The sequence below is a fragment of the Achromobacter sp. AONIH1 genome (genome assembly GCF_002902905.1).
In the GTDB taxonomy this organism is placed as follows: domain Bacteria; phylum Pseudomonadota; class Gammaproteobacteria; order Burkholderiales; family Burkholderiaceae_B; genus Achromobacter.
In genome coordinates this window covers 4,111,020-4,123,510 of sequence record NZ_CP026124.1, presented here as the reverse complement: position 1 = coordinate 4,123,510, position 12,491 = coordinate 4,111,020, and the positions used below count along the sequence as shown (strand labels likewise).

Genomic DNA, 12,491 nt, shown 5'->3' with positions numbered 1-12,491 from the left:
GCGCTTGCCTGTGCTGCCGGGCGCGGTCCGGCAAGCGCCGCGCCCGTCCTGCTGATTCCGTCCTGCCGGCGCGCGTGCGCGCTACAGCCCGCTGCCCAGGAACTGGCGCAGCTCCGGCGTGGCGGGCGCGGCCAGCATGGCCGGCGCGCCCTCTTCCCAGACCTGCCCCTGGTGCATGAAGATGACCTTGTCGGCCACTTCCCGCGCGAAAGCCATCTCGTGCGTGACCAGGATCATGGTCATGCCCTCGGCGGCCAGCCGGCCGATCACCTTCAGCACCTCGCCGGTCAGTTCCGGGTCCAGCGCCGAGGTCACTTCGTCGAACAGCATGACCTTGGGCCGCATCGCCAGCGAGCGGGCGATGGCCACGCGCTGCTGCTGGCCGCCGGACAGCTGTTCGGGATAGTGTTCGGCCTTGTCGGCCAGGCCGACATGCTCCAGCGCCTCCATCGCCAGTTCGCGCGCGGCCTCGGCCTTGATGCCCTTGACCGAGCGCGGCGCCAGCGTCACGTTCTGCAGCACCGTCATGTGCGGGAACAGGTTGTAGCTCTGGAACACGATGCCCACGTCGCGCCGCAGCGCGCGCAGGTCCAGGCCGGCGGCGTCGTGCAGCGCGTGGCCGCAGACGTGGATCGCGCCTTCGTCGGCGGTTTCCAGCCGGTCCATGCAGCGCAGCGCCGTGCTCTTGCCCGAGCCGCTCTTGCCGATCAGGGCCACCACCTCGCCCGCGTCCACGGAAAAGCTGATGCCGCGCAGCACATGGGTGCTGCCGAAGCGCTTGTGGACCTGCTTGAGTTCAACCACGGGATGCATTGAGTTTCCTCTCCAGGTAGCGGCTCCAGCGCGACAGCGGATAGCACATGGCGAAATACAGGATCGCGGCGCAGCCAAAGTAGATGAAGGGCTGGAAGGTCGAGTTGTTGAGGATCTTGGCGTTGTAGGCCAGCTCGGAATACCCGATCACCAGCGAGGCGATCGAGGTGTTCTTGATGATCTGCACCAGGAAGCCCACCGTGGGCGGCGTGGCGATGCGCAGCGCCTGCGGCAGGATCACCTTGCCCATGCGCTGCAGGCGCGACAGCCCCAGGCATTCGGCCGCCTCCCACTGGTTCCTGGGCACGGCCTGGATGCAGCCGCGCCAGATCTCGCCCAGGAAGGCGCTGGAATAGATCGTCATGGCCAGCGCCGCGGCCGCCAGCGCCGACAGCTCGCCCAGGCCGAACAGGCTGGGGCCGAAGAAGCACAGGCCCATCAGCACCAGCAGCGGCGTGCCCTGGATCAGCTGGATGTAGCCCGCCGCCAGCAGGCGCGGCGCGCGGCGCGGCGCCACCCGCGCCAGCGCCAGCAGCAGCCCGACCGCGCCGCCGCCCAGGAAGGTCCAGAACGACAGCTTGACCGTGCCCCAGGCGCCGGCCAGCAGATACCAGGCGTGTTCCGCGGGAATGAAGGTCATGGCGCGCCTCCTACAGCGGCGTGCCGAGCTTGCGCCGGCGCGGGAAGATGAAGCGGGCCAGCAGCCAGAAGCCGGCGCGCATCAGCAGGGACAGGGCCAGGTACAGGCCCCACAGCACCACGAAGACCTCGAAGTTGCGGTAGGTGTCCGACTGGATGCGGTTGGCCACGGCCAGCAGTTCCTCGGCGCCCACCGCCGACATGATGCTGGAGGCCAGCATCAGCAGCACGAACTGGCTGGTCAGCGACGGATACACGCGTTCCACCGCCGGCCGCAGCACCACGTGCCAGAACACCTGGCGCGGCGACAGCGCCAGGCATTCGCCGGCCTCCAGCTGGCCCTTGTGGATGGACTCGATGCCGGCGCGCATGATCTCGCAGGTATAGGCGCCGATATTGATCACCAGCGCCAGCACCGCGCCCGCCATGATGGGCAGCGTCACCCCGGCGCTGGACAGGCCGAAGATCAGGAAATAGCTCTGCACCAGCAGCGGCGTGTTGCGGATCGCCTCGACATAGGCGCCCGCCAGCCGGCGCAGCCAGGCCCGCCGGCTCAGGCGCGCCAGCGCGCACAGCGTGCCCAGCACGAAGCCCAGCACCGTGGCGCAGAACGACAGCTTGATGGTGACCCACGCGCCGTCCAGCAGCAGCGGCCATTGCTCCAGCACCGCCGCGAAATCGAACTGATAATTCACGGTCCCTCCCCGGATCGCGGCACGAGACCCGCTCAGGCCGCGCGCGCGGCCGGCATGCAGGCCGGGCCGATCGGCTCGAAGGACTTGTAGGTCAGGATGAACTCGCGGTGTCCCAGCCCTTCGGACTTGCTGGGCGCGCCCAGCGCCACGTCGCGGACCTGGCCGTAGATCTCCTCGGCGACTTCCTGCAGCGTGCCGCGCCCTTCGATGATGCGGCCCGCGTCCACGTCCATGTCCTCGCCCAGCTTGCGGTAGGTTTCCGGGTTGGCGCAGACCTTGATGACCGGCGACACGGCCGAGCCCACCACCGAGCCGCGCCCGGTGGTGAACAGGATCACGTGCGAGCCGCAGGCGATCAGCTCGACGATCTCGGCGTTGTCGCTGATGTTGGGAAAGCCGAAGCGCGGCTCGCCGTCGGGCACCACGTCCAGCAGGTACAGGCCGCCGAAGGGCGGCACGTCGCCCGGCTTGATGATGCCGGCTATGGGCGAGGCGCCGCTCTTGGCATAGGCCCCCAGCGATTTTTCCTCGATGGTCGACAGGCCGCCGTCGGCGTTGCCGGGCGCGAAGCTGCCATGCCCCATGATGCTGTAGTAGCGCGCGGCCTTGTTGACGCAGGCCACGATCTCCTCGCCCAGCTCGGGCGTGGCGGCGCGGCGCTTCATGTGGAACTCGCAGCCCACCAGCTCGCCGGTTTCCTCGAAGATACAGGTGGCGTCGTCCTCGATCAGCATGTCGAAGGCGCGGCCCACGGCCGGGTTGGCGCTGATGCCGCTGGTGCCGTCCGAGCCGCCGCAGATGGTGCCCACCACCAGTTCGCTCAGCGCCATCGGCACGCGCGTCTGGCGCGCCAGCGCGGCCGCCATCTCGCGCACCCAGGCCACGCCTTCGGCGATGGTGCTGCGCGTGCCGCCGCGCTGCTGGATGGTCAGCGTGGCCACCGGCCGCCCGGAGTCGGCGATGGCCTGCTCCAGCTTGCGCTTGTTCATGCTCTCGCAACCCAGCGACACCAGCAGCGCCGCGCCCACGTTGGGATGCGTGGCGATGGCCGTCATCATGCGCTCGGCGTAGCTGTTCGGAAAACAGCCCGGAAAGCCGACCAGATGCACCTGCACGTCGCCTTCCAGATGGCGGAAATCCAGCGTGATCTCGCGCGCCACGTGATGCGCGCACTCGACCAGATAGGCCACCACGATGACATTGCGTATGCCCTTGCGGCCGTCGGCGCGCGGATAGCCGCTCAAGGCCGGGGTGGTGGTTTTCATGGGGTGCATCTCAGTTCTCCAAAATGGCTGACGCATTTCACACAACACAACAGGCGCCCCTCCCATCGGGATGCCACGGAGCCGGCTTTGCCGGGCGGTCGGCGTTCCCCTGGGGGAAAGCGCGCAGGGCTTCGGGGGGGGCTACCCCACGGAGCCGCCTTTGTCGGGCCGCAGGCATGCCCCCTTGGGAGAGGTCTACCTATCGTTGAACGTATGGCCCTCTTCCAGCGTGTAGGTCGGCGTGTAGTCGCTGTCGAGGTTGTGCGTATGGATGTGGTCCCCGGCCGCGACGGGCTGGGTCAGGCTGCCGATGACGGCGCCGTACTTCAGGATCTTCTCGCCCTTGGGCATGGCATGGCGCGCCAGCTTGTGGCCCAGGCCAAGCGGCGCGCGGACCGTGGCGTCGCCCTGCTCCAGCATCACCTCGGCGCCCGCCGCCAGCGGGCTGCACACGATCAAACAGTTGTCTTCGGGGGAGATCAGCAGCAGACGCGGATCGATCATGGCTTGTCTCTCGGTGGTTTTATGTGATTTCGTTTCGTGTATGAAATCAATTTTCAAACTTGAGGTCAACCAGGGAAATCACCATTTCCGCCATTAATCGCCTGGAATTCGGGTAAACACTGCCATGATGGCCAGGATGCATTCCTCACGGCCTGCCATTTTTCCCGTATATTTGTTTTATTGATGAAATTATATTTTCAATCAACAGACGAGCACTCTTCACGGGCCGCCCATACAGGAGCAGAGACAGCATGACGCAACGTTTGCAGAACAAGCGGGCGCTGGTGACCGCCGCCGGCAACGGCATCGGCCTGGCCAGCGCCCTGGCCATGGCGCGCGAAGGCGCCGAGGTCTGGGCCACCGACATCAACCAGGACGCGCTCGCCCAGCTGGCGCGGCAGGCGCAGGCCGAGGGCCTGGCCAGGCTGCGCACGCGCGCGCTGAACGTGCTGGACACGCAAGCGGTGCAAGCCTGCGCCCAGGAGATCGGCGCGCTGGACGCGCTGTTCAACTGCGCCGGCCACGTCCACGCCGGCAACATCCTCGAATGCCCGGAATCCGATTGGGACTTCGCCATGGACCTGAACGCCAAGTCCATGCACCGCACGATCCGCGCCTTCCTGCCGGCCATGCTCGAACGCGGCGGCGGCTCCATCATCAACATGTCCTCGGCCGCTTCCAGCGTCAAGGGCGTGCCCAACCGCTACGCCTACGGCGCGTCCAAGGCCGCCGTGATCGGCCTGACCAAGGCGGTGGCCGCCGACTTCGTGGCGCGCGGCATCCGCTGCAACGCCATCTGCCCGGGCACCATCGAATCGCCCTCGCTGCGCGACCGCATCGCCACGCAGGCGCGCCAGGCCGGCACCGACGACGCGACCGTGCGCGCCGCCTTCGTGGCCCGCCAGCCCATCGGCCGCGTCGGCCGCGCCGAGGAAGTCGCGGCGCTGGCGGTCTACCTGGCCAGCGACGAATCCGCCTTCACCACCGGCACCATCCAGGTCATCGACGGCGGCTGGTCCAACTGACGCCGCCGCGTTCCTGCCCCAGACTTCCCGCACCAGACTTCCCGCACCATTTTTCTACCCTATCCTTCCGTGATCCCCCATCCTCCCTTCCCTATTCAGGAGCCCGCATGAAACTCGTCCGCTACGGCCAGCCCGGCCAGGAAAAACCCGGCCTCATCGACTCCCAGGGCGCGCTGCGCGACCTGTCCGGCGTGGTCGCCGACATCGGCGGCGCCGCGCTGGCGCCCGAATCGCTGGCCCGCATCGCCGCGCTGGATGCGTCCACGCTGCCACGCGTGGACGGCCAGCCGCGCCACGGCTGCCCGGTGGCCGGCGTCGGCAAGATCGTCTGCGTGGGCCTGAACTACGCCGACCACGCCGCCGAGTCCGGCCTGCCGGTGCCGGCCGAGCCGGTGCTGTTCCTCAAGCCCAGCTCGTCCATCACAGGCCCCGACGACGACGTCATCATTCCGCGCGGCTCGGTCAAGACCGACTGGGAAGTCGAGCTGGGCGTCGTGATCGGCAAGAAGGCGTCCTACGTCGAGGAAAGCGAGGCGCTGGAATACGTGGCCGGCTACGTGGTGGTGAACGACGTGTCCGAGCGCGAATACCAGATCGAGCGCGGCGGCCAGTGGGACAAGGGCAAGGGCTGCGACAGCTTCGCGCCCATCGGCCCCTGGCTGGTGACGCGCGACGAGATCGCCGACCCGCAGAACCTGGGCATGTGGCTGGAGGTCAACGGCAAGCGCTTCCAGGACGGCAGCACCCGCACCATGGTGTTCGGCGTGAAGCAACTGGTCAGCTACATCAGCCAGTTCATGTCGCTGCTGCCCGGCGACGTCATCAGCACCGGCACGCCGCCCGGCGTGGGCCTGGGCCAGAAGCCGCCGCTTTACCTGAAGGCCGGCGATGTCATGCGCCTGGGCATCGAGGGCCTGGGCGTGCAGTCGCAGAAAACCCGCGCCTGGTCGCGCTGAGCGGCCGGATCGCCGCGAGGCGATCGCCTATACTCGCCTCGCGCCCAGAACCCCCAGCACGCCATGCCCGCCAAGAAACAGACCGCGCCCGCCCTGCCCGATTCCTCGTCCGTCGCCGCGCCCGCCGAGGCCGACGGCGGACAGCGCTACGCGGCGCCCGCGCTGGAAAAAGGGCTGGACATCCTGGAGGCGCTGGCCGCCAGCTCGGCCGGCTACACGCTGGCCGAGCTGGCGCATCGGATCGACCGCAGCGTCAGCGAGATCTTCCGCATGGCCGTGACGCTGCAGCGCCGGGGCTACGTGCAGGTCGACGAGAACGACCGCTACACCCTCACGCTCAAGATGTTCGAGCTGGCGCACCGCCAGCAGCCGCTGAAATCGCTGGTCAGCGTGGCGCTGCCGCTGCTGCGCGAGCTGGCCAGCCGCGCGCGCCAGTCCTGCCACCTGGCGGTGTACCAGGGCGGCCGCGTGGTCGTCATCGCCCAGGTCGAAAGCCCCGAGCGCTGGTCCTTCGGCCTGAAGGTGGGCGTGAGCATGGGCCTGACCGACACATCCTCGGGCCACGTGCTGCTGGCCTTCCGCGACGAGGTCGAGCGCACCCGCATGCTGGCCGCCCACATCAAGGTCGAGGGCGAGCTGGAATCCGACCCCGGCGAACTGTTCGCCATCCTGGCCGAGGTGCGCCAGCGCGGCTGCGCCTCCATGCCCAGCCGCCAGATCCGCGGCATCACCAACGTGGCCTACCCCGTGATGGGCGCGGCCGACCATGTGATCGCGGCCATCAACGTGCCGCACATCGAGCGCATCGACCAGAAGGTCAGCCCCGACATCGCCCAGGTCGGACAGATCGTCGGCAACGTGGCCAAGCGGCTGTCGGCGCTGATGGGGTACAGCGGGTATCTGCCCGAGGACGGTTGAGCGGCCTATTCCGGCCGCGCGGGATCGATGATGGAATGCGCCATGCCCTCGACATGCGCGTCGAACGCATCGATCCCCTGATCCAGGATGAGCGCGGCCTCCTTCTGGCTGATGGGCACCACCCATTGCAACTCGACCGTCTCGCTCCCGACCGCGATGCGCTCCAGCGCCTCGCTTTCACCGCGCAACTCATCGATGAGGATGGCCTTCGCGGTCCATTTCTCCGGCGCGAGTGGACTGGCCCCCATCACGCGCGGCGGTTCGGCGCCGTCCGTGTTCTCGATGCTGTGGGCGATCAGGTCGCACAGATATGCGCACACTCGGTCCACGCTTTCCCCGCCCAGGCCTTCTTCCAGCGCCATCATCCATTCGGCGTGAACCGCTCCGCTCCCGTGGCGAAGGCGGGATAACCCCACGGTCGCGAAGCGGGCGGGCTGGCCGCTGGCGGCCGGCGGGAAAAAGTAGATTTCAATGCGCGCCCGGCCCTGTCGCCCCGTCATCACGATCCGGTACTCCGGCATCGACCATGCTTGCAGGTAGCGGCCCAGCACGAGCGTGCGCCTCAGATCCAGGGACAGGGCTTCTTCCTGCGCGGACTCGATATGGCGCTGCGCTTCCATCGTTGATCACCTTCCGGTATTGCGAACCTGGGCCAGGCCACGCGTCTGCTGGCTCCCGCCGCGCACGCCGCCATGGTTCGAGGGCGGCCAGCGCATCGGGAGGACGCGGGAATTCTACCGGCTGATGCCTGGTCCCGGCGCCGCCACGGGGTGCCGGATGCTCAATTCTTCTTTTTGTCGACTGGAGATTGCGACCCCTGCGCGACAGTGACGGGCACCGGTGGATTGGGTGAATTTTGAGCCGATCGGCTTCGCACTGTCGGCACGACTGGCGTACTGTCTGGCGGCCCCGTCACGTTCATCGATGGATTTCCGGAGTCATGCCCCGTTTCCATCTCCAGCCCCGTTTCTTCGTCGCCTCGGCCCGGTGCGTGAACCACGAGCTGTTCCGCGGCGCCGCTTCCGTGCCACGGCTCGGCTACTTTGCTCGCGCCCGCCAGCGCGGACGAAATGGCGGTAAACACCAGGATGCCCTGGGTATAGCCAAACTTGCTGACCAGGACAATCGCCACCGGCGTCTGCATCAGGTCCTTCAGCGCGCCATCCTTGAATGCCGCAAAATGCTCCACCAGGGCCTTTTCCGCCGACCGCGCCTCAACCCGCGCCCCTGGCTCAGCCCTGAATTTCGGATCGCATCTGTAGCTGACCAGCGTCCACAGGGCATCTGCCAGACCCGCCGTGGCGCCGCCCATCGCATGCCGGAAAGTGGGTTCCAGCACCGCCCCGAAAGCGAGTCGCGCATCCTTGATTCCCAGCAACACGCCGGCCCGAAGCATGGATTTCAGGGCTTGTCCGCCCGCGTCCAGTCCCACACTTTTCGCGAATGCCTTGCCGGTCAGCGCGGAAGTTTCCCGTTCTGGAGCCTTGGCCATGCCGTCCAGATACAGGAACTTGGCGAGCTGCGTCAAGCCAATCTGCACAACGGTCCCCGTTACCGCCCCGACCATGCCGGCAGCGCGGTCCCGCGCCTCATCGTTTTCCGAATAGTCGGCCGAGCCTCCCCCCACGGCGTACAGCGAGGCAATCGCGGTCCCCATGAATACGGCCGCCGCCGTACCGCCTCCCACCCCGGCCGCGACCAGGACGCGCATCCCCTTGCCCGCCTGCCCCCAATCGCCAAGCCAGTCCTTCTCGTTGATTCGGTCGTAGGCCATCTTGCCCGCGTTCCACCCGCACACTCCGCCCGCCAGGCCGGACACCACCAAGGCCGCGAGCGGCAGCGCGCCGGCGTTCAGATCGGCGCCGGACTTCGAGGGCGGCGAGGCTTTCAACAGCGCGCTCGTCGCGTCCTGCACCGCGCCCGATACCGCGCCATAGATCGCACCTGTGACAGCAAGCGTCAGCGTCGAAGCGACGGCAGGCTTGATCGTCTCGTACCACGCCGCTTTAGGGGCGGAGGTCTGGCCACCCGCGTTGATTCCATCCATCATGATTCGCTCCCGTCCGGCTCTCAGGCCCTGTCGCGCAGGACCGCCGCTTCGGGCAATCCCATGCGCCAGGGATTGTTGAAATCGAGACTGCCGTCGCGCCAGGCCAGCGCGCAGGCGGCCAGCATCCCCAGATTGGCCGCCAGCCGTCCGGCGGACAGCCCTTTCATGTCCAGATGGCTGAGCAGCACGACTCGCCCCGTGTCGGGCGTCAAGGAAAACGCGCAGGCCGACGAGCCGTTGTACATGAGCAGATTGGCCTCGAGCAGCCGCCGGCACGTCTCGTCGCCTTCTTCCGGCGCCGCCTCGCCGAAATCGCAATAGATCAGCATTTCCCGCCGCTGCCCCTGCTCCCTGGATTTCACGGTAAAGGCGACGCCGTCGAACAGCAGGTTGCCGGTCGAGATGATCTGTTCGCGGTCCGCGGCCTGCACGTAATCACAAAAGCCCGCCAACAGGCTCCTGAGCGTTGCATTCATGGAATCAGTCCTTGCCAAGGATGTCTCGTGGTCTGTTTTGTGACTTTCACGCCGTCGTCGGTTCCATCCAGGCGTAGCCGCGCCTCACCGTGGCACCTATTGATCCCCCCATCTGGCCCTAGCGTTCCATCCCCAACCGGGCAAACTGGCATCACACCGCAGCGACGCGGAGCAGCCGGACGCGCCGGGACGCGGTCTCACCCACGGAGATCACCATGAACGCGAGTTTGCGCATCATCCGCCGCTGCCTGCCCGCCGGCCTGGCCGCGCTGTTGCTGGCGGCGTCCGCCCAGGCCCAGACCAAGCTGGTGGTCGGCTACCAGCTGATCGTCGGCCCCTTCCTGACCGCCATCGCCGACGGCAGCATGGATGCCGCCCTGAAAGATGCCGGCTACCAGGTCGACTGGCGCCAGTTCACGTCCGGCGGCGACATTTCCACCGCGCTGGCCTCGGGCAAGGTGCCGGTGGGCGTGCTGGGCTCGACCGGCATCACCGCCGCCGCCACGCGCGGCGTGGACCTGCAGCTGTTCTGGGTGCTGGACAACATCGGCAAGTCCGAGGCGCTGGTGGCGCGCAACGGCTCGGGCATCGCAAGCACCGCCGACCTGAAGGGCAAGCGCGTCGCCACGCCGTTCGTGTCGACCTCGCACTTCCACCTGCTGGTCGGGCTGGAACAGGTATGGAAGATTCCGCCGCGCGACGTGCGCATCCTGAACATGCAGCCGCCGCAGATCGTCGCGGCCTGGGCGCGCGGCGACATCGACGCGGCCTATGTCTGGCCGCCGGCGTTGACCGAGATCGCCAAGAGCGGCAAGATCATCGCCGACTCCGAGCAGATCGGCAAAGCCAGCGTGCCCACCTTCGACGGCCTGGTGGCCGACCGCGCCTGGGCCGAGAAAAACCCCAAGTTCATGGCCGCCTTCACCGGCGTGATGGCCAAGTCCTATGCCGCCTACCGCGCCAACCCGGCGGCCTGGACGGCCGACTCGCCGCAGGTCAAGCACATCGTCAAGCTGATCGGCGGCAAGCCCGAGGACGTGGCCGAGGCGCTGGGCCTGCTGGTGTTCCCGACCGCCGCCGAACAGGCCTCGGGCGCCTGGCTGGGCGGCGGCAAGGAAGCCGGCGCGACGCGCGCCTTCAATGCCAGCGCGCAGTTCCTGAAGGAACAGAAGCAGATCGACAAGGCGCTGGGGGACTACAGCCCCTACGTGACGGACCAGTACGCCAAGACGGCGGCAAAATAGGCAGGCGGCCAGGCCGCGCGCGGCGCCGGCCTGGCCGGGATCCGGCCCTGTCCGGATCCCGCCATCATCAAGCAAGGGGAACAGGCATGCCCATGCAGTCACCCGAGGCGCGCGTGCTGTGCGCCGACCGAGTCAGCGTCACCTATCCCGGCCTGCACGACAGCGGCCCGGTGGTCGCGCTGCAGAACGTCAACCTGACCATCCAGCCCGGCGAGTTCGTGGTGGCGCTGGGAGCATCCGGCTGCGGCAAGACCACGCTGCTGAGCCTGCTGGCGGGCTTTCTATCGCCCACGGAAGGCCGCATCACGTTGGCCGGCCGGCCCATCGAAGGCCCCGGCGCCGATCGCGGCGTGGTGTTCCAGAAGCACGCGCTGCTGCCCTGGCTGAACGTGCTGGAAAACACCGAGTTCGGCCTGATGCTGCAGGGCGTGGACAAGCAGACCCGGCGCGCCCGCGCCCGCCGCAACCTGGAGCTGGTCGGGCTGCAGGACTTTCACCGCCACATGATCTACCAGCTCTCCGGCGGCATGCAGCAGCGCGTGGGCATCGCCCGCGCGCTGACCTGCGATCCCGCCATGCTGCTGATGGACGAGCCCATGGCGGCGCTGGACGCGCTCACCCGCGAGACCATCCAGGAATTGCTGCTGGACATCTGGCGCGAGACCGGAAAGATGTTCTTCTTCATCACGCACAGCGTGGAAGAGGCGCTGTTCCTGAGTTCGCGGCTGATCGTCATGTCGCCGCGTCCCGGACGCATCACCCACACCTTCACGCCGGACTTCAACCGGCGCTTCCTGGAGACCCGCGATGGACGTGGCATCAAATCCAGTCCGGACTTCATCGCCATGCGCGAACAAGTCCTCGGCATCATCTACGGCGACGAGCGCGCCGGCGCCGATGAGCACGCCGTCCATGCCTGACACGACGCGGCCACGCCGCCGGCCGCCCTCGCCCGGCAAGGTCTACGGCGCGCCGGGCGCGGGCTACAGCGGCCACATCAGCCTGCTGACCAGCGTCGCGCTGCTGGGCCTGTGGTTCCTGGTGACCGAGGCCGGCTGGGTCAAGCCGCTGTTCCTGCCCTCGCCGCTGGCGGTGTACGGCAAGTTCGTGTCCGCCATGACCGACGGCGTGGCCAACTCGACGCTGGCCGAGCACGCGCTGGCCAGCCTGTCGCGCGTGTTCGGCGCGTTCTTCCTGGCCTGCCTGACCGCCATCCCGGCCGGCATCCTGATGGGCGTGAACCGCTGGGCGCGCGGCGTGCTGGACCCGCCGATCGAGTTCTACCGCCCCTTGCCGCCGCTGGCCTACCTGCCGCTGGTCATCATCTGGTTCGGCATCGGCGAATTCCCGAAGATCTTCCTGATCTACCTGGCCATCTTCGCGCCCATGGCCATCGCCGCGCGCGCCGGCGTGCGCTCGGTGTCGATCGAGCAGATCCACGCCGCCTACGCCATGGGTGGATCGCGCGCGCAGATCGTGCGGCACGTGATCCTGAAGGCCGCGCTGCCCGAGATCTTCACCGGCATGCGCATCGGCATCGGCGTGGGCTGGACCACGCTGGTGGCGGCCGAGATGGTGGCGGCAGACCGGGGACTGGGCTTCATGGTGCTGAACGCCGCGCAGTTCCTGGCCAGCGACACCGTCATCATGGGCATCATCGTGATCGGCGCCTTCGCCTTCGCCTTCGATCTGCTGGTGCGCTACCTGGAACGGCTGGCGATCCCCTGGAAGGGCCGGATCTGACGTTGCGTCCGTCGTTGGGTCCGCCGTTGGGTCCGCCGTTGGGTCCGCCGCTGCATCCGACATTGCGCCTCAGGTTGCGCCTGAACCCGCGATACGGAGGCCGGCAGGGCAATCCCCCATTCCTTGCAGCCCCCCGCTCCTCTATGCTGAAGAACGGAACCGG

14 protein-coding genes are annotated in these 12,491 nt (G+C 67.8%); 6 read left to right on the top strand and 8 right to left on the bottom strand.

The window, feature by feature from the left end:
- Positions 1-81 precede the first annotated feature (81 nt).
- The 5 genes from C2U31_RS18965 to C2U31_RS18945 form a co-directional block, all read right to left on the bottom strand.
- On the bottom strand, positions 82-813 hold the full coding sequence (locus C2U31_RS18965; RefSeq protein WP_103274190.1) for an amino acid ABC transporter ATP-binding protein: 732 nt from the start codon (positions 811-813) through the stop codon (positions 82-84).
- Positions 797-1,453: an amino acid ABC transporter permease gene (locus C2U31_RS18960; protein WP_103274189.1), complete on the bottom strand. Its 657-nt coding sequence runs from the start codon at positions 1,451-1,453 to the stop codon at positions 797-799. Before C2U31_RS18960 ends, C2U31_RS18965 begins: the two co-directional genes overlap by 17 nt.
- A gap of 10 nt (positions 1,454-1,463) precedes the next feature.
- The gene (locus C2U31_RS18955; protein WP_103274188.1) at positions 1,464-2,147 is read right to left on the bottom strand and encodes an amino acid ABC transporter permease; all 684 of its coding nucleotides are present in this window, start codon (positions 2,145-2,147) and stop codon (positions 1,464-1,466) included.
- A gap of 32 nt (positions 2,148-2,179) precedes the next feature.
- Positions 2,180-3,412, bottom strand: a complete 1,233-nt coding sequence (locus C2U31_RS18950) for a UxaA family hydrolase (RefSeq protein ID WP_103276450.1) — start codon at positions 3,410-3,412, stop codon at positions 2,180-2,182.
- Between the two features lie 195 nt (positions 3,413-3,607).
- Complete coding sequence (locus C2U31_RS18945) at positions 3,608-3,916, bottom strand: UxaA family hydrolase (protein WP_103274187.1); 309 nt, start codon at positions 3,914-3,916, stop codon at positions 3,608-3,610.
- A 251-nt stretch (positions 3,917-4,167) separates the two neighbouring features.
- On the opposite strand from C2U31_RS18945, the gene C2U31_RS18940 reads away from it, so the two are divergent.
- The 3 genes from C2U31_RS18940 (at position 4,168) to C2U31_RS18930 (ending at position 6,815) form a co-directional block, all read left to right on the top strand.
- The gene (locus C2U31_RS18940; protein ID WP_103274186.1) at positions 4,168-4,941 is read left to right on the top strand and encodes an SDR family oxidoreductase; all 774 of its coding nucleotides are present in this window, start codon (positions 4,168-4,170) and stop codon (positions 4,939-4,941) included.
- A gap of 107 nt (positions 4,942-5,048) precedes the next feature.
- On the top strand, positions 5,049-5,897 hold the full coding sequence (locus C2U31_RS18935) for a fumarylacetoacetate hydrolase family protein (protein ID WP_103274185.1): 849 nt from the start codon (positions 5,049-5,051) through the stop codon (positions 5,895-5,897).
- Positions 5,898-5,960: 63 nt separating this feature from the next.
- Entirely contained in the window at positions 5,961-6,815 is an 855-nt protein-coding gene (locus C2U31_RS18930; RefSeq protein ID WP_103274184.1) for an IclR family transcriptional regulator, read from the top strand.
- 5 nt (positions 6,816-6,820) lie between these two features.
- Here the strand turns inward: C2U31_RS18930 and C2U31_RS18925 are convergent, their stop codons facing one another.
- From C2U31_RS18925 to C2U31_RS18915, 3 genes are all read right to left on the bottom strand, one after another.
- The gene (locus C2U31_RS18925; protein WP_103274183.1) at positions 6,821-7,435 is read right to left on the bottom strand and encodes a suppressor of fused domain protein; all 615 of its coding nucleotides are present in this window, start codon (positions 7,433-7,435) and stop codon (positions 6,821-6,823) included.
- Between the two features lie 161 nt (positions 7,436-7,596).
- Positions 7,597-8,865, bottom strand: coding sequence for a hypothetical protein (locus C2U31_RS18920; protein ID WP_103274182.1), 1,269 nt, complete (start codon positions 8,863-8,865; stop codon positions 7,597-7,599).
- A 20-nt stretch (positions 8,866-8,885) separates the two neighbouring features.
- Positions 8,886-9,341 (bottom strand): CesT family type III secretion system chaperone, encoded by a 456-nt coding sequence (locus C2U31_RS18915; protein WP_103274181.1) that lies wholly within the window; start codon positions 9,339-9,341, stop codon positions 8,886-8,888.
- Positions 9,342-9,556: 215 nt separating this feature from the next.
- On the opposite strand from C2U31_RS18915, the gene tauA reads away from it, so the two are divergent.
- From tauA to C2U31_RS18900, 3 genes are all read left to right on the top strand, one after another.
- Positions 9,557-10,585, top strand: a complete 1,029-nt coding sequence (gene tauA, locus C2U31_RS18910) for a taurine ABC transporter substrate-binding protein (protein ID WP_103274180.1) — start codon at positions 9,557-9,559, stop codon at positions 10,583-10,585.
- Positions 10,586-10,671: 86 nt separating this feature from the next.
- Positions 10,672-11,505: a taurine ABC transporter ATP-binding protein gene (locus tag C2U31_RS18905; RefSeq protein ID WP_103274179.1), complete on the top strand. Its 834-nt coding sequence runs from the start codon at positions 10,672-10,674 to the stop codon at positions 11,503-11,505.
- Positions 11,498-12,328, top strand: a complete 831-nt coding sequence (locus tag C2U31_RS18900) for an ABC transporter permease subunit (RefSeq protein ID WP_103274178.1) — start codon at positions 11,498-11,500, stop codon at positions 12,326-12,328. The genes C2U31_RS18905 and C2U31_RS18900 overlap by 8 nt, the downstream gene beginning before the upstream one ends.
- The last annotated feature ends 163 nt before the right edge of the window (positions 12,329-12,491 follow it).

What these genes read in the sequence shown, in the direction of transcription:
- C2U31_RS18965 (WP_103274190.1), bottom strand. Translation starts at nt 813, where the DNA reads ATGCATCCCGTGGTTGAACTCAAGCAGGTCCACAAGCGCTTCGGCAGC.
- C2U31_RS18960 (WP_103274189.1), bottom strand. Translation starts at nt 1,453, where the DNA reads ATGACCTTCATTCCCGCGGAACACGCCTGGTATCTGCTGGCCGGCGCC.
- C2U31_RS18950 (WP_103276450.1), bottom strand. Translation starts at nt 3,412, where the DNA reads ATGAAAACCACCACCCCGGCCTTGAGCGGCTATCCGCGCGCCGACGGC.
- C2U31_RS18945 (WP_103274187.1), bottom strand. Translation starts at nt 3,916, where the DNA reads ATGATCGATCCGCGTCTGCTGCTGATCTCCCCCGAAGACAACTGTTTG.
- C2U31_RS18940 (WP_103274186.1), top strand. Translation starts at nt 4,168, where the DNA reads ATGACGCAACGTTTGCAGAACAAGCGGGCGCTGGTGACCGCCGCCGGC.
- C2U31_RS18935 (WP_103274185.1), top strand. Translation starts at nt 5,049, where the DNA reads ATGAAACTCGTCCGCTACGGCCAGCCCGGCCAGGAAAAACCCGGCCTC.
- C2U31_RS18930 (WP_103274184.1), top strand. Translation starts at nt 5,961, where the DNA reads ATGCCCGCCAAGAAACAGACCGCGCCCGCCCTGCCCGATTCCTCGTCC.
- C2U31_RS18925 (WP_103274183.1), bottom strand. Translation starts at nt 7,435, where the DNA reads ATGGAAGCGCAGCGCCATATCGAGTCCGCGCAGGAAGAAGCCCTGTCC.
- C2U31_RS18920 (WP_103274182.1), bottom strand. Translation starts at nt 8,865, where the DNA reads ATGATGGATGGAATCAACGCGGGTGGCCAGACCTCCGCCCCTAAAGCG.
- C2U31_RS18915 (WP_103274181.1), bottom strand. Translation starts at nt 9,341, where the DNA reads ATGAATGCAACGCTCAGGAGCCTGTTGGCGGGCTTTTGTGATTACGTG.
- tauA (WP_103274180.1), top strand. Translation starts at nt 9,557, where the DNA reads ATGAACGCGAGTTTGCGCATCATCCGCCGCTGCCTGCCCGCCGGCCTG.
- C2U31_RS18905 (WP_103274179.1), top strand. Translation starts at nt 10,672, where the DNA reads ATGCCCATGCAGTCACCCGAGGCGCGCGTGCTGTGCGCCGACCGAGTC.
- C2U31_RS18900 (WP_103274178.1), top strand. Translation starts at nt 11,498, where the DNA reads ATGCCTGACACGACGCGGCCACGCCGCCGGCCGCCCTCGCCCGGCAAG.